The sequence below is a fragment of the uncultured Cellulomonas sp. genome (genome assembly GCF_947494015.1).
GTDB lineage: Bacteria > Actinomycetota > Actinomycetes > Actinomycetales > Cellulomonadaceae > Pengzhenrongella.
On record NZ_CANLTL010000007.1, the window covers coordinates 36,628 to 59,250 of the forward strand.

The window sequence follows — 22,623 nt, forward strand, 5'->3', positions numbered from 1 at the left end:
CGCACGGCGCGCAGCGCCGCGGGGCTCAGCCCGACCGGCGCACGACGACGACCGTGAGGTCGTCCAGCGGCGCCTCGTCGCGGGCGAGCGAGGCCACCCGGTCCAGCACGCCCTGTGCGTCGGCGGCGGCGGTGACGACGGCGGCGACCTGGTCCAGGGCCTGCAGGCCGCCGCCCAGGAGGTCGAACAGCCCGTCGCTGAACGCGACCAGGGTGTCGCCCGGGTCGAGGTGCACGAGCCCCTCGGACCACGTGTCCCCCGCCAGCACCCCGAGGGGCAGACCTTCGCCGGCGGCCCGGGTGTAGCCGCCGTCGGGCCGGACCACCAGGGTCAGCCCGTGGCCGGCATCGGCGTAGCGGACGTCGCCGGTCGCGGCGTCCAGCCGGGCGTGCACAGCCGTCACGAACGTCTCGGTGCTGTCCAGGTCGTGCCCGAGCGCGGCCGACGCCCGCTGCAGGAGGGTCGCCGGTGACGTCTCGTCGCCCAGGCCGCGCAGCACGGCACGGACGGTCGCGGTCAGGATCGCCGCGCCGATGCCCTTGCCCATGACGTCGGCGACGGTCAGCACGAGGCCACCGTCGACCGCGTACCAGTCGTAGAAGTCCCCGCCGACCGAGAACGACGGCAGGCACGCGCCGGCCAGGTCGTACCCCGGCACCCGGGGCGCGCTCTGCGGCAGCAGCTCGCGCTGCACCTGCGCGGCCTGGGCGAGCTGGTCGTCGAGCGCCGCCTGCCGGCCGGCCAGGGTCGCCAGGTCCAGCACCATCTGCCGCTCGGAACGGGTCGTGCCGCCGCCCGGCGAGACGTCGGTCGGGGCGCTGTCCCGGCGCGCCGCGGCGCCCCGCTCGGCCAGGGTGCGCATCTTCGTCACGAGCTCCGCCGACGCCACCGGCTTGACCAGGAACTCGTCCGCCTGGCGCCGCAGCGCCTGCACGGCGTAGTCGACCGACGCGAACGCCGTCATCACCGCGATGGGCAGCATCGGGTGCACCCGTCGGACCCGGTCGACCAGCTCCAGCCCGCTCATGCCGGGCATCTGGATGTCGGTGAGCATCGCGTCCACGGTCAGGTCGGGCAACGCGGCCAGCAGGTCCGCAGGGCTGGTGAACAGCCGGACCGGCAGACCACCGCGCCCTTCGAGGACGATGCGCAGGAACTGGCCCATGTCCGGGTCGTCCTCGACGATCACCACGCACCCCGCCCCACCGGACGGCTCGCGCTCCGCCGCGGTCATCGGGTGCGCACCCGGCGCAGGAACCAGCGGTTCGCGCCCTCCACGCGGGTGTGCTCGAGCACGTCGACCGCGGCACGCGCCATCGGCAGCCCGCGGCCGGTCTCGGCGAGCGGGTCGGGCAGGGACGTGTCGGTGAGGTCCACGTCGGCGTCCACGCCGTCGTCGTGGAAGGTCGCCTCCAGCGCGTCGGCGTGCGCGGACAGCACCAGGTCGCAGCCGACCGGCCGCGGGCGGGTGTGCTCCACGACGTTGCCCGCGATCTCCACGACGGCGATCTCGAACATCATCCGGTCCGCCTCGTCGACGTCGGGCGCACCGGCCCACAGCTCGGCGAGCATCGCGTGCACCAGCTCCAGGCAGCCCGGGCCGGCGACGCCGCTGCGCCGCACCTGCGCCAGGGGACCGGTCACGCGAGCGCGTCCGCGACGGTCGGGTACGGCCGCAGCACCCGGTCGAGGTTCGTCAGGCTGAGCACGGCGAGGACCTGGGCGGGGACGGCGGCGACCCGCAGGTCCCCCCCGGCCGCCCGCGCCGTCTTCAGGCCCGCGATCAGGGCACCGAGCCCGGACGAGTCCACGAAGGTCGTCGCGCCGAGGTCCAGCACGACGTGTGTGCGTCCCTCCGCGACGACCCGGTCCACGACCTCGCGCAGCGCAGGTGCGGCGACCATGTTCAGGCGTCCAGCCGGCCGGACGACCACCGCGCCCTCGTGCGGGTACTCCACCTCGACGTCCATCAGACGGCCTCCTCCTGGGGGACATGGCCCCGGTAGCGCGCCGCCGTGATGACGACGCTCATGACGGCCAGGTCGTACCCGACCCAGGCCACGTTGACGGCGGTGCCGACCGGCGCGGCGTCGGCCACGAACAGTCGCACGGTCCCGACGACGGCCGCCAGCACGAGCACCGCCAGGGCGACCAGCTGCGGACGGATGCGGTGCCACTGCGGGCGACCCGGGGCCGGCCGCGTCTTGGGCGTGACGGTGAAGCCGAGCGGGCGGCCCAGCACCACGTTGGCGAACGCCGTCACGCACGCCCGGATCCACACCGGGAACAGCGCGAGGCTGTACTGCTCACCACGCCAGGTGGCCAGCCCGCGGCCCACCACCAGGAACAACAGCTGGTTGAGCAGCAGGAACGGCACCAGCCGGGCGAAGAAGTCGACGCTGAACGCGGTCACCGGCAGCACCCCGAAGCACAGGAACACCACCGGCGCGGCCAGGTAGACGACCGCGGCGAACCCGGACAGGTAGCTCCACATGGTCGCCACGTACATCAGCCGCTGCCCTAGGCGCATGCCCCGCTGGAGCAGGGGGTTCTCCCGCAGGAACACCTGCATGGTCCCCTGCGCCCAGCGCAGCCGCTGGGTGAGCATCGTGCCGAGGTCCTCGGGAGCCAGCCCGAGCGCGAGCGTCTCGTGGTGGTACACCGAGCGCCACCCCAGGCCGTGCAGCCGCATCGAGGTGGCCATGTCCTCGGTCACCGAGATGGTGGCCATCGGCATCACCGGCTGCGCCTCGTCGCTGCGGTCGATGTCGACCGCGCGCACCAGGGTCCGGACCGACTCCAGCGCCCCCAGCGGTGACCAGTCCCGGTGCGCGAGCCGGTCGAGGGCGGCGTCGTCCAGCACGACGTCGGCGGGCTCGTCGGCGGGCTCGGCGGCGTCGCCGACGTCGATCCCCAGCCTGGCGACCTCGAGCAGGTCCGCGCGCAGCCGGTCGACGTCCTGGCTGACCATGCCGCGCGCGGCGGCGTCGACCCGGCGCTGGAAGGCGTACGTGACGTCGGCCAGCGGCTCACCCTGGGTGAGCTGTCCCTGGGCGGCGCGCACGGCCTCGCGGACGTCGGCCAGGGCGGCGGCGACCTCGGGCCGCCGGGCCTCGGGCGTGCGGCCGGCCCGGGCCAGCACCCGGTCGGCCGCCCGCAGGGCCGAGCGCACCGACCGGTCCACCTCGCGCACGTACCCGACGATGCCGAGCTGCATGAGCGCCTCACGCCGCAGCACCGCGTTGGAGCCGCAGAAGAACGCCGCGCCCCAGCCGTCCTTGCCCTGCTGGATCGGCCCGTAGAACAGCGGCGCCTGGCTGCCGAGCGGGTCGGCGTGCGGGACGTTGGAGAACAGCTGCGGGGTCTGCACCAGCGCGACCTGGGGATCGGTGAAGTAGCCGAGGGTCCGGTCCAGGATCGTCGGCGCGGGGACCTGGTCGGCGTCCAGGACCAGGATGAAGTCGCCGTCGGTCGCGCCGAGGGCGTTGTTGAGGTTGCCGGCCTTGGCGTGGCGCTCGTGGTCCTGCCAGTCCGCGCCGCGGGTGAGGTAGCCGACGTCGGCCGCCTCGGCCTGCGCGCGCAGCTCGGGCCGGGCGCCGTCGTCCAGCAGCCACGTGCGGTGCGGGTACCGGATGTCCAGCGCCGCCCGGGCGGTGCGCATGACGAGCTCGACCGGTTCGTCGTAGGTCGTGATGAAGACGTCGACGGTCGCGTCGCGCGGAGCGGTCGGCGGGTTGCCGCGGTCCTTGATCCGCCACATCGTGGCACCGAACAGCAGGGTGTCGACCAGGCTGTACGTCTCGGCGAGCACCAGCGGCACCGCGATCCACCACGCCGGCCAGCTCACCGAGGACGTCCAGCGCCACACCAGGTAGTTCAGGCCGGTGAGGGCGACCAGCACCACCAGGACGCGGACCACCACCAGGCGCCGGGCACGCGCGGCAGCGAGCCGCCGGATCTCGGCCCTCGTGCCCGTCACGGCGTCGGTCTGGCACCCGGACGGGTGGCGTCCGGTGCCGGGTCGTGGGCCGGACGACGGCGCTGGGAGGCGCCGGCCGGTCGGGTCGTGTGGGTGGGGGCGCCTACGCTCCGTGCGTGAGCAAAGTCGACGCGCAGCGCGCCATGAAGTCCGCCCGCTACGCCCGGGTGGCGGCGGGCACCGAATCCTCGCCGGCCCGCGTCGCACCCCGCGGGGATGCGCCGGCGGGCGCCGTCGCGGCACCCGCCACCGCCGCCGGTGCGGCGCGAGGGACGGCGACGCGTCCCCCGGCCGGCGGCACCGCGGACGACGCCGCCGCTGCCGCACCGGACGCCGGACTGTGCGGGCACCGCAACATGAGCGGCAAGGCGTGCCGCCGCCCGCTCGGCCACACCGAGAAGAGTCACCGCTACACCTGACCCGCGGGGTCCGCGGGCCGGCGCCCCGGACGCCATGGCGCCGGCGCCGAGGTCGGCGACGGGCTGGTGGTCCGCGCGCACCGGGGGTGTGGACGCATGCATGGTGGCGGAGCCAGTCCTCTCGGTCGCAGCGACGACGGCGGGCCCGCGTCGTCACCCAATCGGCCGCTGCCCGCCCACTGTGAGGACACCCGTCGCCGGCTCACTTGCCGAGGTCCGCGGGCGAGTGTCTACTCGCTGTGTGCCCCCCTCCCGCGACGCGGCGCCGGCGGCCCGCGGACGGGCCGATGCGACCGGCGCCCCCAGCCCCGCCGGCCCGCCGATCGTCTTCGTGCACGGGGTGCGCACGTCGTCGGCGATCTGGGCGCACCAGATGGCGGCCATGGCGCGGTCGGGCCACCGGTCGGTCGCCGTCGACCTGCCGGGCCACGGTGCCCGCGCGCACGAGCGCTTCACGCTGCGTGGCGCGATGGACGCCATCGGTCAGGCGGTGGACGCCCTGCCCGTGCCACCGCTGATCGTCGGGCTGTCGCTGGGCGGCTACTCCACGCTCGCCTACGCCGCCCGGCACCAGGACAAGGTCGCCGGGGTGCTCGTCGCGGGCTGCTCCACGGAGATCCGGGGCAAGCCCGTGCGGGCCTACCGCAGCGTCGCGCACCATGTGTCACGCACGCTCCGCCCGACCGGCGGCACCTGGCACGTCGTGAGCGACATGCTCGAGGCGATGGGCGGCCACTCCTCGCTCGCGGACCTGCGGCGGCTGCTCGTGCCGGTCTGGATCGTCAACGGCCGCCGGGACGTGCTGCGCCTGGAGGAGCGGCGCTACCTCGCGGCCCGGCCCGGCACGCGGCTGACCGTCGTCCCGCGGGCCGGGCACGACGTGAACAGCCACGCCCCGATCGTCTTCAACCGCATCCTGCTGGACGTGCTGTCCGAGCTGCGCACCGCGGGCGCGACCCGGTCACCGCGTCGTGAGGAGGCGTCCGGTGCCCGCGGCCGCGGTCCGCTCGCTAGCGTGACCCCATGGCGAGCCCCAGGACTCCGGCGGTCGAGCTCGACGTCCGTGGACGCACCGTCCGCATCACGAGCCCGGACCGGGTCGTCTTCCCCGCGCTCGGCCTGACCAAGCTCGACGTCGCCGAGTACTTCGTGGCCGTCGGCGACGGCATCCTCGGGGCGCTGGAGGACCGGCCCACCACGCTCGAGCGCTGGCCCAAGGGTGTGTTCGAGGGGGCGCGGATGTCGACCCGCTCGGACTCGACCGGGGACGCGTTCTACCAGAAGCGGGTGCCGCAGGGCGCTCCGGACTACGTCGAAACGGCACGGATCGCGTTCCCGAGCGGGCGGACCGCGGACGAGGTCGCGCCGACCGAGCTCGCCGTCGTGCTGTGGGCGGTGAACCTGGGCACCTTGACCTTCCACCCCTGGCCGGTGCGCCGGGCGGACGTCGAGGCGCCCGACCAGCTGCGCATCGACCTCGACCCGCAGCCCGGCACCGACTTCGACGACGCCGTCCGGGTCGCCCCGCACGTGCGCGAGCTGCTGGCCGAGCACGGGCTCGAGGGCACGCCCAAGACGTCCGGCGGGCGCGGCATCCACATCTTCGTCCCGATCGAGCCGCGGTGGAGCTTCACCCAGGCGCGGCGCGCCACCATCGCCCTGGGCCGTGAGCTCGAGCGGCGCCTGCCCGACCAGGTGACCGTGAAGTGGTGGAAGGAGGAGCGCGGCCAGAAGATCTTCGTCGACTACAACCAGATGGCCCGCGACCGCACGATCGCCTCGGCGTACTCCATCCGTCCCAACCCGCGCGCCACCGTGTCGGCGCCGCTGCGCTGGGACGAGGTCACCGAGGTGCACCCCGACGACTTCACCGTGCGCACCATGCCGGCGCGCTTCGCCGACGTCGGTGACCTGTACACCGCGCTGACCCCGCGCGGGACCGCCCGGTACTCGATCCAGCCGCTGCTGGACCTGGCGGACAAGGACGAGCGCGACCACGGCCACCAGGACCTGCCGTACCCGCCGGAGTACCCCAAGATGCCGGGGGAGCCCAAGCGCGTGCAGCCGAGCAAGGACCGGGACCGCAAGGCCGAGGCCTGACGGTCCGGATCACGCCGGGTCGCATCGGATCACGTCGGGCCGCCCGCGTCGCCGGTGTGGCGCAGCCGCAGCCGCGGCGCAGTACCGATCCGCCGCCGGGGGGCGCACACTGGGGGTGATGTCCTCCCAGCCCACCGGCCGACGCCGGCACCTGCCCAACAGCCCCTTCAATGCGGGGCGGGAAGCCGCCGCGCGGCCGCCCGAGCTCATCCCGGTCGGCACCCGGGTCGCCCACGAGCGGTACGGCCTGGGTCGCGTCGTCGCGGCCGAGGACGAGCGCACCGTGATCATCGACTTCGGCGGCGGCGAGGTGCGGCGGGTCAACCTCGACAGCGCCAAGCTCGAGACCCTCTGACGCTGCTCCTCGCGCACCCGGCGGCACGCGCCCGGCACGCGCGCCCGCTGGTCAGCCCTCGGTGCCGTACTCCCAGTGCCACGGCTCCTGCGGCCCGGCGCCACCCGGCTCCATCGCCGCGGGGTGGTGCCACCCGAGCTGCGCGGCGTTCTCCTGCATCCACCGGTACGCCGGGGCGGTGAAGTCGCCGACGCCGCCGAAGTCGGCCAGGTCCACCGCGAGGCCCAGCCCGTGGTTGGACCGGCCCGGCGAAGCCGCCAGGCCGCCGCGGGTGGCCTTGACCGCCACCTGGGTCTCGAGCGAGCGGTAGGAGCTGACGACGCGCAGGTCGCGCCCGACGTCGGCCCGGTACGCGTCGGCGAGCCGGTCGAACGCCGCCGCGGCGTCGCAGCGCAGCAGCGCGTCCGGCGCGATGGCGACCGGGCAGAGCACGTCGAGCGGGATCTCGCCGTTCGGCGCCGCCTGCGCGACCGCCACGCGACGCGCCGTCTCCGCCTCCGTGGCGCGGGCGGCCTCCTCCGCCGCCAGCCGGGCCGCCTCGGCCGCGGCGACCGCGGCGTCGGCCGCGGCCTGCACCTGGACGGACAGGTCCGTGACCCGCTGCGCCGCGGCGAGCACCTCGGCCGTGACCGACAGGTCGATCGCGGCCGGGTCGGGCAGCACCTGCGGGTCGGGCAGGACGTCGGGGTGGGCGGGTCCCGCGGCCGGGTCGACGCCGTCCGCGGCGTCCGGCGAGGTGGCCCCGGCGGAGCCGGCCGGGACGTCGGCCGGGACGTCGGCCGGGGCGTCGGCGGGCACCGGGGCCGGCACCGGGGCCGGCGCACCCGCCGGGGCGTCGCCGGGGATGGCCGCCGCCGTGGGCGCCGATCCGACCCGCGGTGCGACCGGCGTGGGCGTCGCGGTCCCCGCCGGGCTCGCCGGGTCCGCGCCGGCGTGGTCGACGGCGGCGAGGTCCGCGCCGGCGACGTCGGCGCCCACCCCGCCACCGGGGGCGGGGTGGTCCGCGGGGGCGGCGACCGCCGGCGCGCTCCCGGCCAGCGGGGTCAGCGCGTCCGGTGTCGCCGCGATGAGCGCCACCAGCTCCGCGGCAGCCGCGTCGAGCGGGGTCACCGTCTCCGCCGGGACGTCGGCCGCCGTGCTGACGACGACCGCCTCGGCGTTCTGGACGGCGGCGCGCGCCGCGTCCAGCGCCTGCGCGCGCCGCACGACGGCGTACCGGGCGAACCCCACGTCCAGGCGGGCGGTCCCGGCGCTGGTGGCACGGTCGCGCCGTGCCAGCTCGGCTCGGGCGGCGTCGGCGGCCTCGACCGCCTGGAGCTGGGCGTTCGCCCGCAGGCCGGCCTCGTGGGACTGGGCGAGGACCCCGGTGGCCAGCACGGCTGCGAGCGCGACGGCGCCCAGCCGCGCAGGGCCGGGCCGCACCGCGCCACGCCACGAGCCGGCGGCGCGACGACGCACCAGCGGTGCGGCGGAGCCGGTGGCGGGCGGGTGACGGTGGTCCATGCGAGGGTGCTCCGGGAGGTCGGGCGCCGGGGCACGCGCGCGGCGTGACGGGTCGTCGGCGCTCGACGTGGGTGACCCGCGCCCTCCCAGTCGGCGGGCGGTGGTGACCTCTGAGCACTCGGGACGGACGGACCCGGACGACCCGGACACACCGCGGCACGGTCGCCGTCCGGTGGCCGCGCCCGCCCAGGCGGCCACCGGACGCCGCGCACGTCCGGCTCAGGCCTCCCGGCTGATCCGCACCTGGACCACGAGCGCGTCGGTGCCCGAGCCGGCGTAGATGCCGCGCAGCGGCGCGACGTCGCGGTACTCGCGCCCGCGGCCGAGCACCACGTGACGCTCCGCGACGGCCACCGCGTTGGTCGGGTCGAACGGCACCCACTCCCCGGCCCACCACTCGACCCACGCGTGCGACTCCCCGGTCACGACCTCGCCCAGCTCGGCGCCGGGCCGCGGGTGCAGGTACCCCGACACGTACCGGGCCGGGATGCCGATGCTCCTCAGCGCCCCGACGGACAGCTGCGCCATGTCCTGGCACACGCCCTTGCGCTCGGACCACGCCTCGGCCGCTGCGGAGTGCACCGCGGTCGCACCCGGCACGTACTCGACGGCGTCGTGCAGCAGGCCGCAGATCTCCACCGCCGCGCGGTGCGGGGTGGACCGGCCGGCGACGTCGGCCGCGAGCGCGGCGAGGTCCGCCGGGGCGCGAGTCGCGGGCGAGTCCTCGAGGAACTCCGCGAGCTCGTCCCGCGCGCGGGGGCTGGTGACCGTGTCCCAGCCGGCGGGCGACGTCGGCCACGGCGGGGGCGTGACCTCGACCTGGCAGGCCGCGCGGATGAGCAGGGACTGGTGCGGCAGGGACACCTCGAAGGCGGTGACCTGCGAGCCCCAGTAGTCGCGGTAGTCGTGCCGCCACGTGTGCGGGTCGATGTCCAGGGACGCCGAGAGCACCGTCTGACCGCGGCCCGACAGCGGCGTCATCCGCGCCTCGTTGTAGGACGCGGTCACCGGGCCGCCGTACCCGAACTCGGTCGTGTGCACCACGTGCAGCCGGCTCATCGGGGCACCCTCACCGGACGCCACCGATCCACGTGGTGACGCCACCGGACGGGAAGTACCGCGACCGGATGGCGTCACTCGCGGCCGAGCAGGACCGCTGGACGCGCTCCATCTGCTGCGGAAGCTCCTCCAGGACGTCGGCCAGCCGGCGGAACTCCAGGCTCGTGCGGGCGCGGCCGATCCGCATCCGCGCCTCGTCGACCCCCTGCTGGTCGCGCAACGGGTCGAGCGCGTGCAGGCAGGCCTCGGCCTGCCCGAGCGCGTGCACCACCGACCGGGGGAACACCCGGTCGGTGAGCAGGAACCCGGCGGCGCTCTCGTCCGAGGCGACTCCGCGGTAGCGGCGCAGGTAGGCCTCGTGCGCGCCGCACGAGCCGAGCAGCGTCCGCCAGTCCGGGCCCGCCGTACCGGTCAGGGCCCGGGTGGTCAGCAGCCGCGCCGTCATGTCGGCCCGCTCGAGCGACCGGCCCAGGACGAGGAACTGCCACGTCTCGTCACGGGAGATGGTCGAGTCGACGATGCCCGAGATGACGGCGGCCCGCTCCCGTGTCCAGGTGAAGAACACGTGCGGCCGGTCGAGCTCGAGGAACCAGGGCAGCTGCGTCCAGGTGATGTTCAGGGCCTCCCACAGCTCGGTGGAGATGACCTCGCGGGCGCGGCGCGCGTTCTCCCGGGCCGCCACGAGCGACCCGGCGATGGCCGACGGCTCCGCGCGGTCGTACGCCAGCATCTGGACCACCTGGTCCCGCCCGACGGTGACGTCCGCCTCGCTCAGCCGGCGGTCCATCACCGACAGCAGGGAGCGGCAGGCGAGGTCCTCCTCCGCCCACGGGTCCTCGAGCAGGATCTGCAGGTGCACGTCCAGCAAGCGCGCGGTGTCGTCGGCTCGCTCGATGTAGCGGCCGATCCAGAACAGGGACTCGGCGATGCGGCTCAGCACGGCGTCCCTCCCGGCGGCTCCCGCCGTGCGGCGTCGCGCGCCTGCTGCTGCTGGTGGTGCTGGCCCCGGAGGTCGTCGGGGTTCGTGTCGAGCGGTACCGAGGCCCGCTCCGGTGCGACCGGCGGGTGCGCGACCGGCGGCGCCGGGTGCCGCGACCCGAGACGGTCCCCCAGCACCCAGGTGTCCTTGGAGCCGCCGCCCTGGGAGCTGTTCACGACCAGCTCCCCCTCGGGCAGCGCGACCCGGGTCAGGCCGCCGGGCAGCACCCACACGCGCTCGCCGTCGTTCACCGCGAACGGGCGCAGATCGACGTGGCGCGGGCGCAGGCCGTCGTCGACCAGGGTGGGGACCGTGGAGAGCTGCACGACAGGCTGCGCGATCCACCCTCGGGGGTCCCGGCGCAGGGTGTCCCGCAGAGCGGCGAGCTCGTCGCCGCCGGCCGCCGGGCCGATCACGAGCCCCTTGCCGCCCGACCCGTCGACCGGCTTGACCACGAGCTCGTCGAGCCGGTCCAGGACCTCCTCCAGGGCGCCGGGGTCCTCGAGCCGCCAGGTGTCGACGTTCGCGACGATCGGCTCCTCGGCCAGGTAGTACCGGATGAGGTCCGGGACGTAGGTGTACACGAGCTTGTCGTCCGCCACCCCGTTGCCGACCGCGTTGGCGATCGTCACCGTCCCGGTGCGCGCGCACGCCATGATCCCCGGGCTGCCGAGCTGGGAGTCCGAGCGGAACACGACCGGGTCGAGGTACTCGTCGTCCACCCGTCGGTAGATGACGTCGACGCGCTGGCGACCCTGCGTGGTCCGCATCCAGACCCGCCCGCCGGAGCAGAACAGGTCGCGACCCTCGACGAGCTCGACGCCCATCGTCCGGGCGAGCAAGGAGTGCTCGAAGTAGGCGCTGTTGAACACCCCGGGAGTGAGCACGACGACGGTCGGCTCGTCGACGTCGCGTGGTGCGGACGCCCGCAGCGCGGCGAGCAGCCGGCGCGGGTAGTCCGACACCGGCCGGATGCGCAGGGTCGCGAACAGCTCCGGGAAGCTCTGCGCCATCGCGCGACGGTTGGAGAGCACGTAGCTGACGCCGCTGGGCACGCGGACGTTGTCCTCCAGGACCCGGAAGGTGCCGTGCTCGTCGCGGACGAGGTCGATCCCGGAGACGTGGATGCGCACGCCGTTGGGGGACACGACCCCGTGCGCCTGCCGGTGGAAGTGCGTCGAGGACGTGATGAGGCGGCGCGGGACGACGCCGTCGGCGACGGCGCGCTGCGGGCCGTACACGTCGGCCAGGAACGCCTCCAGCGCGTGCACCCGCTGGGCGATGCCCGGCGTGATGGTGTCCCACTCGTCGCCGGTCACGACCCGCGGAGCGACGTCCACCGGGAAGGGACGCTCCTCACCGGCGAAGTCGAAGGTCACGCCCTGGTCCAGGTAGCTGCGGGCGAGGCTGTCCGCGCGTGCACGCAGCTCGGGCTCCGACATCCGTGCGAGCGCGGCGTGCACGTGACGGTAGGCGGGGCGGATGGAGCCGTCGTGCGCCACGACCTCGTCCCAGGCGGCGCCCGGCGGGTACCCGTCGAAGAGGTCGGCCATGCCGGGACGGTAGGCGCGGCACGTGACGTGAGTGTTTCCGGCGGCTTTCGGCCAGGCATCGCCGCGGCAGTCCCCGCCGCGGAGCACCGGTCCGCAGCCGGACCGGGCGGGGATCTGCGCACCGACATCCCTCACAACCCGTCGGTGGCACCCGTATGGGGGTTCACGTCCCACAGCGAAGGAGCCCGGTGCGCCACCCGATGCACCTGCATCCGCGACCAGCGGCTGATCCAGGTCGTGCTGGACCCGACCTGCCCGGCGTGGACCCTGCACGCCTCGACGATCATCCGCGCGGACGGCTGACCCCGGCCGCCGGTGCCGCGCCGCGGTGCGGACGTCGGCCCCGACGGTGGTGCGACGGGCGGCGCGGACACCGGCGCGTCCGGTGAACCGACACGGCCTGCGCTGCGTGTACCGGGCGACAGTGGTCCAACGCCCCGGCGACGGACCTCACGGCGTCGTGAAGGAGCTGTTCATGCGTAGAACTCGCACCACCTCGGGCCTGGCCACCGCCGTCACCGCGGCCCTCGCCGCCGTCGTCCTCGCGGCCGGCCCGGCCGCCGCCAGCGGGCGCACGATCCTGCGGGACACGTTCGAGGGCATGTTCCCGCTGACCGACCCGGTCAACGCCAGTCCGGTGATCGCCGGGGTCAACCCCGGTGGCGCACCGTGGGTGCTCGACGAGAGCAGCCGCGTGCGGGTCCGCGAGGACGGCCGGATCACCCTCGTGGTGCGTCACCTGGTCATCCCCGGCCGCGACCCGGGCAACCCCGCCGCGCTCATGGCGGCGAGCCTGGTGTGCGACGACGCCGTGGTCGCCTCTACGGAGGCGTTCCCGGTCAGCCCCGAGGGCAACGGGCACTTCATGGGCCGCATCGCGGTGCCGCACCACTGCGACGACCCCGTCGTGCTGGTCCGCAACGCGACGAACCCCGCCGGTCTGGGCGCGTACTTCGCCGTGGCGTCCGAGGACTGACCCGCTGGGCCACGTCCCCGCCGGGCCGGCCACGCAGCCGTCGCGTGGCCGGCTCCGGCGGGGCACCACCGGGTCGCCGACTGGCGCCGGACCGATCCGCCTGTTCTCCTCACGTCCGTGAAGACCCAGCCGATCAGTCCAGCATGCCGACCCTCAGCGTGAAGCGGGCTGCGCTCGCGACGGCCCTGGTGTGCGTGATGGGCACCTCCCCGGCGGTCGCCGCGGAGGCGCGGACGCTGACCGTGGACGGACGCCCGTTGCAGGGCGCCGTCGTCGCCGCTACCGCCACCGTCACGGCCCCCGACCTCGGCGGCACGGTGAAGGCCAAGTTCCGCCTCGACGGCGTCTACCTCGGCACCGACAGCACCGCGCCGTACTCCTGGCCGGTCCAGGCGGACCCCGGCGCGCACGAGCTCGACGTCCGGCTCTACGACGCCGACGGCGAGCAGGGCCGCATCGCGGCGACCTTCGCGGGCAGTGGCGCGGCAGCGCCCGCCCCGGCCCCCGCACCTTCACCCGTACCCGCACCGGCACCCGCCCCGGCGGTCACACCCGCGCCCACGCCGGCGCCCTCCCCGACCCCCTCCCCCGCCCCCTCGTCCGCGCCGGCCGCCGACGACGTGCTGCGCCTGACCGTCGACGGCCGCCCCCTGGACGGCGCGGTGGTCGCGGGTGCGGTCACGGTGGCCGCCCCGGACCTCGGCGGCACCGTCAAGGCGAAGTTCCGCATGGACGGCTCCTACCTCGGCACCGACGTGTCCCTGCCCTACACCTGGCCGCTGGACCTCACCCCGGGCTCGCACCGCATCGAGGTCCGGCTGTACGGCGAGACCGGTGAGCAGGGGCGCGCGTCGGCCACCTTCACCACCAGCGCGGCGGCCCCCGCCACCCCGCCTGCCCCGGCCCCCGCCCCCGCGCCGGTCCCCGGCGCCGTGGTGCGCCCGGCTCCGGCGCCGGTCACCGGTGCGCAGCGCACGGTGGGTGTCCGCGACGGCGCCCAGCTCGTCGCGGCGCTGGCGGCCGCCACGCCCGGCACGACCATCGTGCTGGCCGACGGCGTCTACACCGCCAAGCAGCAGTTCACCGTCTCCACCGCGTGCACGGCAGCCCAGCCGTGCACGCTGCGTGGGGGGCGCGGTGCGGTCCTCGACGGCACCGGGCTCAGCGGCCACTACGGCCTGCACCTGACCGGTGCGCACCACTGGACCGTGTCCGGGCTGTCCGTGCGCAACGCGAGCAAGGGGATCGTCCTGGACGGCTCGAACCACGCCGTGATCGACGGCGTCGAGGTGTCGCAGATCGGCGCCGAGGGCATCCACCTGCGCGGCTTCTCCAGCGACGGGATCGTGCGCGGCTCCGAGGTGCACCACGTCGGCATCGACAAGCCGCAGTTCGGCGAGGGCATCTACATCGGCTCGGCGAAGTCCAACTGGGGCACGTACTCCGGTGGCCGTCCCGACGCCAGCGACCGCAACCAGGTGCTGGACAACCGGATCTGGGCGACGGGCGCCGAGAGCGTCGACATCAAGGAGGGGACCACCGGCGGCGTGCTGGCCGGCAACACCTTCGACGGTGCGGGGATGGCCGGGCAGAACAGCGCGGACTCCTGGGTGGACGTCAAGGGCAACGAGTGGCTGGTGACCGGCAACACGGGGACCAACGCGCTCCTGGACGGGTTCCAGACGCACGTGCTGCTGCCGGGCTGGGGCGAGCGCAACGTCTTCAGCCGGAACACCGCGGTGGTCGCCTCGTCGGGGTACGGGTTCCGCTTCCAGGACGCCGCCCGCACGGGCAACGTCCTGCGCTGCGACAACGTGGTCCGGACCGCCGCCCTGGGCGTCGCCAACCAGCCCTGCCGCTGACTCCAGCCACCCGTCGGCCACCGCGAGCACCGCCCGCGCACCGCCCGCGCACCGCCCGCGGTCAGTCGAGCAGCACGATCTCCACGCGTCGGTTCAGCTGCCGGGCCGCGGCGTCCTCGCTGCCGTCCGGAGCGACGTCGGGGCGCAACGGCTGGGACTCGCCGAGGCCATGGGTCTCCAGCGACCCGCTGTCGGCGCCGGAGCCCACCAGGGCGTCCCGCACCGCCTCGGCGCGCCGCTCGGACAGCTCGAGGTTGTGCGCCTCGGTCCCGACCGTGTCGGTGTGCCCGTTGACCAGCGCCCGCGGGCTGCCGAGCGCCACGAGCAGCGCGGCGACCCGGTCCAGGTCCGCCTGCGCGCCCGGGTGCACCTCGGCCTGGTCCACGTCGAACAGCACGTTGGCGTCGAGGCGGATGACCGTGCCGCAGACCGTGCCCGCCGGCTCGACGCTCGCCACCGCGGGCACCGGCGGGAAACGGGGCAGCCCGTCGGCGAGGACCGAGCGCACGGCGGCCACCCGGGCCGGCTCGCCGTCCCCGTAGACCTCTCCGGTGCCCTTCCACGACAGCCGCATGGTGTCGTCCTCGTACCCGCCCGCCCCGTCGGCATCGACCCAGACCCGGACGTCCTCGTCGGAGTACGAGCCGGACCCGTCGGGGCTCACCGTGTAGCGCAGGTCACCGCTCGAGTACGTGCCCGAACCGTCGGGTGCCACGGACAGACGCGTGCGGCCGTCGTCGTAGACGCCGGCGCCGTCGCCGAGCACCGCGATGTGCAGGTCGGCCGTGTCGTAGCCGCCGGTCCCGTCCGCGCCCACCGTGACGGACACGGTGCCGTCCTCGAAGTGCCGGGTCGGGCCGGCGACCGGCGCCCCGGTGTCCGCGGCCGTCGCGTCACCCGCGGCGGTGCAGCGCGCATCGAGCACCGCGATGCCCTGGTACAGCCCCGGGGGCACATCGAGGTCCGTCGTGATCCGTCGGCTGGTGGCGCCGGACAGGAGCTCGGTCGGGATCGCGAACGCCGGCAGGGGCGGCACGGCGAGCGTGCGCCGCAGCCCGCGCGCGAACGCGGCGTCGACGACGGGCGTCGGCGAAGGCGAGGTCGAGGGCGAGGGCGAGTCGGCGGTCGTGGCGCCGCCCCCGCCGGTCGGGCCGGGGTCGACCTGGGCCGTGCAGGCCGCCGTGGCGCCGACGACGAGCAGGGCCGCCGCGAGGGCACGTCGCACCGGGTCCTGCTCTCCGGGCGTCATGGCGCCCTGTCGTCGTGCGGCTGCTGCGCGGGCGTCCCCCAGGTGGGCGAAGACCGAGCGTGACAGTAGGCGACCGGCGTACCGGCGGGCAAACACGCCGCCGGCGACGGTCCGGACCCCCTTTGTCAAACGGTCGGCGACCGTCGGGGATACCCCTTTCGGCGCAGTGCCCGACGACCTGCGAGCGCGCACGGGCAGCTATTCATTGACATGGACGCGGCGCCGCTGGCACCTCAGTCACACCGCTGTGACCTGCACCGCTACGGGTGAAAAGGCGCGCAAACGGGTCAACACCACCTTTCGGACGCAGCGCTCAAACCGGACATTGCCCTACGTTTCCCAGCGACCGGACGTCGTCAGGGACTGTCCGCGATCACCGTTAGGACAACCCCATTGCGTCCCACATCCATCGGAGACCTGTTCTCGGACCTGCGGGTCGGTGACATCTCCTTCGACGCCGTCTGGACGGCGTTCCCGCTCGCGGTCGCCGGCCTCGTGGTCTGGGCCCTGTGGCTCTACCGCGTCGTGCTGTCGCGCCGCGCGACGCCGGTCGTCAACGACTTCCGGACCACCACGTCGATCGTCGTGCCGTCCTTCCACGAGGACCCCGACATCCTCATGCAGTGCCTCGACTCCTGGCTCCGCCAGAACCCCACCGAGGTCATCATCGTGCTCGACGTCGCCGACACCGAGGCCCAGCAGCGGATCCTCTCGCTCGGTGACCCGCGGGTGCAGCCGGTGATGTTCAAGCACGTCGGCAAGCGCTCCGCCCTGGGGGTCGGCATCCGGCTCGCGACGAGCGAGCTGCTGGTGCTGGTGGACTCCGACACGTCGTGGCGCCCGGGCCTGCTCGAGGCCGTGCAGATGCCGTTCGTCGACCCGGAGGTCGGCGGCGTGAGCACGCAGCAGAACGTGTACCAGCGCGACACGAGCGTGTGGCGCCGGATCGCGGACTGGCTCGTGGACCTGCGCTACTACGACTACGTCCCGGCGATGGGTGCGGCCGGCGCCGTCGCGTGCCTGTCCGGCCGGACCGCCGCCTACCGGCGCGAGGCCGTGCTGCCCGTGCTCGTGCACCTGGAGGACGAGTTCTTCCTCGGCCGCCGCTGCATCGCCGGGGACGACGGCCGGCTCACCTGGCTCGTGCTCGCCTCGGGCTTCAAGACCGTGCACCAGTCGTCCGCCCGGGCCATCTCGATGTTCCCCGACTCCTTCCGCGCCTTCGTCAAGCAGCGCATCCGCTGGAGCCGCAACTCCTACCGCTGCTACCTGACCGCGGTCGCCAAGGGCTGGCTGTGGCGCGTGCCGCTGGTCACGAAGATCACCGTGCTGCAGATCCTGCTCACCCCCGTGACGATGGGGCTCACGCTCGGGTACCTGCTGTTCGCACGCATCGACGGCACGGCGCTGAGCATCGGGCTCGCGGTCGCCTGGCTGCTGTTCGGCCGCGGGGTGCGCGGGTACTCCCACCTCAAGCGGTACCCCAAGGACATCGTCCTGCTGCCGCTGCTGGCGCTCGTGGTCATCCTGGTCGCGCTGCCGATCAAGCTCTACGCGTTCGTCACGATGAACAAGCAGGGCTGGCTGACGCGGCACGCCGACCAGATCGGCGGCGACGGCCAGACCGCCGCCACGCTCGCGCCCACCGGTGCGACGTCCCGTCCGGCCTCCGCAGATCTCCCGCTCGCCCCGGTCGGCCACGAGCGTCCCGCGCTCGTCGGCGCCGCCACCGTGACGTCCACCCAGGAGGTGACCGCATGAGCCGCCGTCCCCGCTGGACCGCCGTGCCCGGAGCGACCCTGGCCGTCGTGCTCGCCGGCGGGCTGTGCCTCGCCACGCCTGCCGCGGCCGAGGAGGCGGACCCCGACTCCACCGCCACGGACGCCGTCGCGACCGACTCCGTCGTCCAGGACTACCCCGGCAACGTCGTGACGGAGCCGGCCCTGGTGGCCGACGAGGAGGAGCGCCTGTCGAAGGTCCGCACCGTGGCCAGCATGATCCGCTGGCGCGGTCTGGACGTCGGCAAGCCGTACCGCCTGAGCACCGGGTCGACCTACACGCTGGTGCTCACCAAGCGCGACGAGCCCTACGGCATCGCCGACCTGCTCGAGCTCGGCCCGCAGACGTTCGTCCGTGAGCCGGACGGCGCCTACCTGCTGACCGAGAACATCGTCGTCCAGCCGGGCGCGACGCTCGAGCTCGCCGGCGCCGGCGCCCTGACCATCCGGCTGGCCAGCGACGCGGCCCGGTTCGTGTCCCTGGTCAACATGGGCGGGGAGCTCATCACCCGCGGGACCGAGAAGGCCCCCGTCACCCTCACCAGCTGGGACCGCGACGCCGGGGCGCCGGACGCGACCACCGACGACGGCCGGGCCTACGTGCGCTCGATCGGCGGCCGGGTCAGCCTGCAGGGCTCGACCTTCAGCGACCTCGGGTTCTGGAGCGGCCGGACCGGCGGCGTCGCGCTGACCGGGTCGGACCTTCCCAGCACCGGCACCCTGGACGACTTCGGCCGCGACCTGCGCGACGCGGTCGACGCCACGAGCACCGAGCCCGAGGCGCCCCCGACGGCCGAGGAGCGGCGCGCGGCCGAGGACGCCGCCGAAGCAGGCACCGCCGTCGAGGAGCCGCCCGCGGACCTCGGCACCGGCATCGAGGGACTGCTGCCGGCCGGCGTGCTGCCGGTTCCGGAGGGCGGGGAGGACGACCCGTCGTACAGCTACGTCTCCGCGGAGATCGAGGACTCCACGTTCGAGGGCAACGCCTTCGGGCTGTTCGTCTCCAGCGCCAACGGCGTCGACATCTCCGGGTCCACCATCCAGGACAGTCTGATCGACGGACTGGTGATGCACCGGTTCGTGATCAACGCGGCGATCAACGACACGGTGTCGCGGCGCAACGCCGGTGACGGGATCATCCTGGCGCGAGCCACGACCGGGATCATGATCACCGAGGTCAAGAGCCTGACGAACGGCGGCAGCGGCATCGTCGTGCGGGGCAACCCGCTCGCGGACGGCCCCAACGCCACCGGCATGCCCGTCGGTGACTACGGCAACAACTCGATCGCCAACAGCGTCGCCGACGACAACGGCCGGTACGGCATCGAGGTCGTCGGCGGCGAGAACGTCAACGTCAACGCCAACGACGTCAACGGCAACGACATGGGCATCGTCGTGCGGGACGCCGCCTCCGACGTCACGCTGGTGGGCAACCGCCTCGCGGACAACCTCCGGCACGGCATCGCCCTGCGCGACGGTGTGACCGACGCGTCCGTCTCGGGCAACGTCATCGCCGGGGGCCCCGACGGGGTCTACCTGCGCGACTCGGCCGCGGTCGTGGAGCGCAACACGCTGTCGGGGCTGACCCACCACGCGATCACGGTGGTGGGCGCCGCGACCGGGACGGTCGTCGAGGAGAACACCCTCGCCGGCCGGGGTCCGAGCGCGGTGGACCGCAAGCGCAGCGAGGGCGCGACCGTGGGCGAGAACGACACGACCAGCTGGGAGAGCACCAAGCCCTTCTGGACGATGGTGCGCAACGCCCTCCAGCCGCTCACCGTGATGTGGCTCGGCCTGGCGCTGCTGGTGCTCGCGACCGCGGTGAAGGGATCCCGGCACCGCACCGTGCGCCGCGACCCCTACGCCCCGCAGCGCAAGATGGCCGAGATCCGTGAGGAGCCCGTCGTCGTGGCGCCACCGGCCGGCGTCGGTGCGTCCGCGTGACCGGCGCCGTGACCACCGCCGGCCGGGCGCTGGTGCCGCTCGGTCTCGTGCTCGGCCTGGTGCTGACCGGCTGCGCGCCGTCGGCGGACGTCCGTGACGCGGCCGAGGTGGCCGACGACGGCGTCGCCGCGGTGGAGCCCGCACCGGTCCCGGAGACGGTGGACCCCAGCGGCGCGCCGCTGCTGAGCGACGACGGCACCGGCACCGGCACCGGCAGCGGCAGCGGCAGCGGCAGCGACCAGGAGGACACCGAGGTGGACGACGACGACCGGGACGACGACGAGCGGGGCCTGACCGCGCCGACCGCGTTCCCGGACTGGATGACGCGCCCGACCCCGGACGGCTCGCCCTGCCCCGCCGGTGGCCTGCGGGTCACCGACGCCGACGAGCTCCGGGCCGCCCTCGACGACGCCGGTCCCGGCACCGTGATCCAGCTCGAGCCGGGGGTGTACCGCGGCGAGTTCGTCACGACCGGCTCGGGCACCGCCGACAGCCCCGCCCGGCTGTGCGGACCGGCCGACGCCGTGCTCGACGGCGGCGGCCACACGGGCGGCTACGTGCTGCACCTGGACGGCGCCCAGCACTGGGTGCTGTCCGGCTTCACCGTCCGCAACGGGCAGAAGGGCGTGATGGCCGACGGCACCACCGGCACCACCATCAGCGGGCTGACCGTCTACGGCACCGGCGACGAGGCGATCCACCTGCGCCGCCACAGCACCGACAACCTCGTGACCGGCAACACGATCAGCGACACCGGGCTGCGCAAGGAGAAGTTCGGCGAGGGCGTGTACGTCGGCACCGCGGTCAGCAACTGGGGCGAGATCACCGACGGCGAGCCCGACCGCAGCGACCGCAACCGGGTCGTGGGCAACGCGGTGTACGCGACGACCAGCGAGTCGGTGGACGTCAAGGAGGGCACCGCCGGCGGCGTCGTGTCCGGCAACCAGTTCGACGGGTCCCGGATCACCGGTGCGGACTCCTGGGTCGACGTGAAGGGCAACGGCTGGACCGTGGCCGACAACGTCGGTCGGCACACCCCGCTGGACGGCTTCCAGACCCACGACGTCGCCGACGGCTGGGGCACGGACAACGTGTTCACCGGGAACGCCGGCGAGCTCACCGTCGCCGACGGCGTCCTCGTCGCCCTGCGGCCCGAGAACGACAACCGCGCCGCGTGCGACAACACGCTGCTCACCGACGTCGGCGGCGTGACCGACAAGCGCTGCCGCTGACCGCGCCACCACACCCAGGCACCACCGCAGGCCACGCACCCCACCCACGACGCACGACACACCCCCGCCCCGGCACCGGGGCCCACTGAGGAGACAGCCATGCACGAGACCAGCCCCCAGCTCCCCGGCCGCGCGACCGACGAGCCCGTCGTCGCCCGTCCCCGCCTCACCGTCATCGGCACCGGCTACCTCGGCGCGACCCACGCCGTGTGCATGGCGGCGGTCGGCTACGAGGTGCTGGGCGTCGACGTCGACCCGCAGAAGATCGCCAAGCTGGCCGCCGGCGAGGTGCCGTTCTTCGAGCCCGGGCTCGCCGAGCTGCTGCGCGACACGCTGGCGACCGGCCGGCTGCGCTTCACCCAGGACTTCGCCGAGGCGGCGGAGTTCGGTGACGTGCACTTCATCTGCGTCGGCACCCCGCAGAAGAAGGGCTCCCAGGCGGCGGACATCTCCTACGTCCAGGCCGCGACCGAGGCGCTGGCCAAGAACCTGCGTCGCAAGGCGCTCATCGTCGGCAAGTCCACCGTGCCGATCGGCACCGCCGCCCAGCTGCGGGACACCGTGCACGCGATCGCCCCCGCCGGCGCCGCCGTCGAGCTGGCGTGGAACCCGGAGTTCCTGCGTGAGGGCTACGCCGTCGCCGACACGCTGCAGCCGGACCGGCTCGTGTTCGGGACCGAGTCGCGGTGGGCCGCCGAGCAGCTCAAGGCCGCCTTCACCCCGGTGCTGGACCGCGGCACCCCGCTCGTGGAGTGCGACCTCGCCACCGCCGAGCTGGTCAAGGTCGCGGCGAACTCGTTCCTGGCGACGAAGATCTCCTACATCAACGCGATGGCCGAGATCTGCGAGGCCACCGGCGCCGACGTCAACCTGCTGTCCCGCGCGCTGTCGTACGACGAGCGCATCGGCGGCCGCTTCCTCAAGCCCGGCCTGGGCTTCGGCGGCGGCTGCCTGCCCAAGGACATCCGCGCGTTCGCGGCCCGCGCCGAGGAGCTCGGCGTCGGGCAGGCCGTGTCCTTCCTGCACCAGGTGGACGCCATCAACGGCCGTCGCCGCACCCGCACCGTCGACCTCGTCCGCGAGCTCGCCGGCGGCTCGCTGCAGGGCGTGCGCGTCGCCGCCCTGGGCGCCGCCTTCAAGCCCAACTCCGACGACATCCGGGACGCCCCGGCGCTGGACGTCGCCCGGATGCTGCACGAGGAGGGCGCCCTGGTGCAGGTGTACGACCCCGAGGCGATGGCCAACGCACGCCGGGCGTACCCGGACCTCACCTACGCCGGCTCGCTGCCCGAGGCGGTCCACGGGGCCGACGTCGTCGTGCTGCTGACCGAGTGGGCGCAGTTCCGCGACGCCGACCCGGAGATGATGGGCTGGCTCGTCGCGCAGCGGAAGGTCGTCGACGGCCGGCACGCGCTGGACGCCGACGCCTACCGGGCGGCCGGCTGGGAGTACCGCGCGCTGGGTCGCCCGGTGACGTCCCGGACCGTCGAGCTCGCGACCGCCGCGGCGGACGACATCGACCTGGCGGCGCGCGTCGACATCGCCGCCGAGCTGCTCCAGCAGCAGGGAACCGTCCCGACCGCCTGACCGGTCGGGATCGCGCCCGGGGTACCGCAGGACGCTGCGGCACCCCGT

20 protein-coding genes are annotated in these 22,623 nt (G+C 74.6%); 11 read left to right on the top strand and 9 right to left on the bottom strand.

Annotated elements, in window-relative coordinates; genetic code table 11:
- Positions 1-25 precede the first annotated feature (25 nt).
- The 4 genes from Q0840_RS09535 to Q0840_RS09550 are packed head-to-tail and all read right to left on the bottom strand — an operon-like array spanning position 26 to position 3,922.
- Positions 26-1,234, bottom strand: a complete 1,209-nt coding sequence (locus Q0840_RS09535; RefSeq protein ID WP_298459137.1) for a PP2C family protein-serine/threonine phosphatase — start codon at positions 1,232-1,234, stop codon at positions 26-28.
- Positions 1,231-1,644, bottom strand: coding sequence for an ATP-binding protein (locus Q0840_RS09540; RefSeq protein WP_298459139.1), 414 nt, complete (start codon positions 1,642-1,644; stop codon positions 1,231-1,233). Before Q0840_RS09540 ends, Q0840_RS09535 begins: the two co-directional genes overlap by 4 nt.
- Complete coding sequence (locus tag Q0840_RS09545; protein WP_298459140.1) at positions 1,641-1,970, bottom strand: STAS domain-containing protein; 330 nt, start codon at positions 1,968-1,970, stop codon at positions 1,641-1,643. Before Q0840_RS09545 ends, Q0840_RS09540 begins: the two co-directional genes overlap by 4 nt.
- Positions 1,970-3,922, bottom strand: a complete 1,953-nt coding sequence (locus tag Q0840_RS09550; protein WP_298459357.1) for a glycosyltransferase — start codon at positions 3,920-3,922, stop codon at positions 1,970-1,972. The genes Q0840_RS09545 and Q0840_RS09550 overlap by 1 nt, the downstream gene beginning before the upstream one ends.
- 173 nt (positions 3,923-4,095) lie before the next feature.
- Here Q0840_RS09550 and Q0840_RS09555 point away from each other — a divergent pair, with 173 nt between their 5' ends.
- The 4 genes from Q0840_RS09555 to Q0840_RS09570 all read left to right on the top strand — a co-directional run bounded on the left by Q0840_RS09555 (position 4,096) and on the right by Q0840_RS09570 (position 6,853).
- Entirely contained in the window at positions 4,096-4,398 is a 303-nt protein-coding gene (locus Q0840_RS09555) for a hypothetical protein (RefSeq protein ID WP_298459141.1), read from the top strand.
- A gap of 241 nt (positions 4,399-4,639) precedes the next feature.
- Positions 4,640-5,521, top strand: coding sequence for an alpha/beta fold hydrolase (locus tag Q0840_RS09560; protein ID WP_298459143.1), 882 nt, complete (start codon positions 4,640-4,642; stop codon positions 5,519-5,521).
- Entirely contained in the window at positions 5,422-6,498 is a 1,077-nt protein-coding gene (gene ligD / locus Q0840_RS09565) for a non-homologous end-joining DNA ligase (RefSeq protein ID WP_298459144.1), read from the top strand. Before Q0840_RS09560 ends, ligD begins: the two co-directional genes overlap by 100 nt.
- Positions 6,499-6,616: 118 nt before the next feature.
- Entirely contained in the window at positions 6,617-6,853 is a 237-nt protein-coding gene (locus tag Q0840_RS09570; RefSeq protein ID WP_298459145.1) for a hypothetical protein, read from the top strand.
- 51 nt (positions 6,854-6,904) lie between these two features.
- On the opposite strand, the gene Q0840_RS09575 is transcribed toward Q0840_RS09570, so the two are convergent.
- The 4 genes from Q0840_RS09575 to Q0840_RS09590 all read right to left on the bottom strand — a co-directional run bounded on the left by Q0840_RS09575 (position 6,905) and on the right by Q0840_RS09590 (position 11,947).
- A complete protein-coding gene (locus tag Q0840_RS09575) occupies positions 6,905-8,356 on the bottom strand; it encodes a D-alanyl-D-alanine carboxypeptidase family protein (protein WP_298459147.1) in 1,452 nt (483 codons plus the stop codon).
- A 219-nt stretch (positions 8,357-8,575) separates the two neighbouring features.
- Positions 8,576-9,415 carry a transglutaminase family protein gene (locus tag Q0840_RS09580; RefSeq protein ID WP_298459148.1) on the bottom strand — a complete coding sequence of 280 codons (840 nt, stop codon included), beginning with the start codon at positions 9,413-9,415 and terminating at the stop codon, positions 8,576-8,578.
- A gap of 10 nt (positions 9,416-9,425) precedes the next feature.
- Positions 9,426-10,355, bottom strand: coding sequence for an alpha-E domain-containing protein (locus Q0840_RS09585; RefSeq protein ID WP_298459149.1), 930 nt, complete (start codon positions 10,353-10,355; stop codon positions 9,426-9,428).
- Positions 10,349-11,947, bottom strand: a complete 1,599-nt coding sequence (locus Q0840_RS09590) for a circularly permuted type 2 ATP-grasp protein (protein ID WP_298459151.1) — start codon at positions 11,945-11,947, stop codon at positions 10,349-10,351. The genes Q0840_RS09585 and Q0840_RS09590 overlap by 7 nt, the downstream gene beginning before the upstream one ends.
- A gap of 144 nt (positions 11,948-12,091) precedes the next feature.
- Here Q0840_RS09590 and Q0840_RS09595 point away from each other — a divergent pair, with 144 nt between their 5' ends.
- The 3 genes from Q0840_RS09595 to Q0840_RS09605 all read left to right on the top strand — a co-directional run bounded on the left by Q0840_RS09595 (position 12,092) and on the right by Q0840_RS09605 (position 14,785).
- Positions 12,092-12,250 (top strand): hypothetical protein, encoded by a 159-nt coding sequence (locus Q0840_RS09595; protein ID WP_298459153.1) that lies wholly within the window; start codon positions 12,092-12,094, stop codon positions 12,248-12,250.
- 172 nt (positions 12,251-12,422) lie between these two features.
- Entirely contained in the window at positions 12,423-12,923 is a 501-nt protein-coding gene (locus tag Q0840_RS09600) for a hypothetical protein (protein WP_298459155.1), read from the top strand.
- A 143-nt stretch (positions 12,924-13,066) separates the two neighbouring features.
- Complete coding sequence (locus Q0840_RS09605) at positions 13,067-14,785, top strand: Ig-like domain-containing protein (protein WP_298459156.1); 1,719 nt, start codon at positions 13,067-13,069, stop codon at positions 14,783-14,785.
- A gap of 61 nt (positions 14,786-14,846) precedes the next feature.
- Here Q0840_RS09605 and Q0840_RS09610 read toward each other — a convergent pair whose 3' ends face one another.
- Positions 14,847-16,034, bottom strand: a complete 1,188-nt coding sequence (locus Q0840_RS09610; protein ID WP_298459157.1) for an OmpA family protein — start codon at positions 16,032-16,034, stop codon at positions 14,847-14,849.
- A gap of 393 nt (positions 16,035-16,427) precedes the next feature.
- Here Q0840_RS09610 and Q0840_RS09615 point away from each other — a divergent pair, with 393 nt between their 5' ends.
- The 4 genes from Q0840_RS09615 (at position 16,428) to Q0840_RS09630 (ending at position 22,575) form a co-directional block, all read left to right on the top strand.
- Positions 16,428-17,795 carry a glycosyltransferase gene (locus tag Q0840_RS09615; protein WP_298459159.1) on the top strand — a complete coding sequence of 456 codons (1,368 nt, stop codon included), beginning with the start codon at positions 16,428-16,430 and terminating at the stop codon, positions 17,793-17,795.
- On the top strand, positions 17,792-19,756 hold the full coding sequence (locus Q0840_RS09620; protein WP_298459160.1) for a right-handed parallel beta-helix repeat-containing protein: 1,965 nt from the start codon (positions 17,792-17,794) through the stop codon (positions 19,754-19,756). Before Q0840_RS09615 ends, Q0840_RS09620 begins: the two co-directional genes overlap by 4 nt.
- Positions 19,753-20,988 carry a right-handed parallel beta-helix repeat-containing protein gene (locus tag Q0840_RS09625; protein WP_298459161.1) on the top strand — a complete coding sequence of 412 codons (1,236 nt, stop codon included), beginning with the start codon at positions 19,753-19,755 and terminating at the stop codon, positions 20,986-20,988. Before Q0840_RS09620 ends, Q0840_RS09625 begins: the two co-directional genes overlap by 4 nt.
- Before the next feature lie 99 nt (positions 20,989-21,087).
- Complete coding sequence (locus Q0840_RS09630; RefSeq protein ID WP_298459162.1) at positions 21,088-22,575, top strand: UDP-glucose/GDP-mannose dehydrogenase family protein; 1,488 nt, start codon at positions 21,088-21,090, stop codon at positions 22,573-22,575.
- The last annotated feature ends 48 nt before the right edge of the window (positions 22,576-22,623 follow it).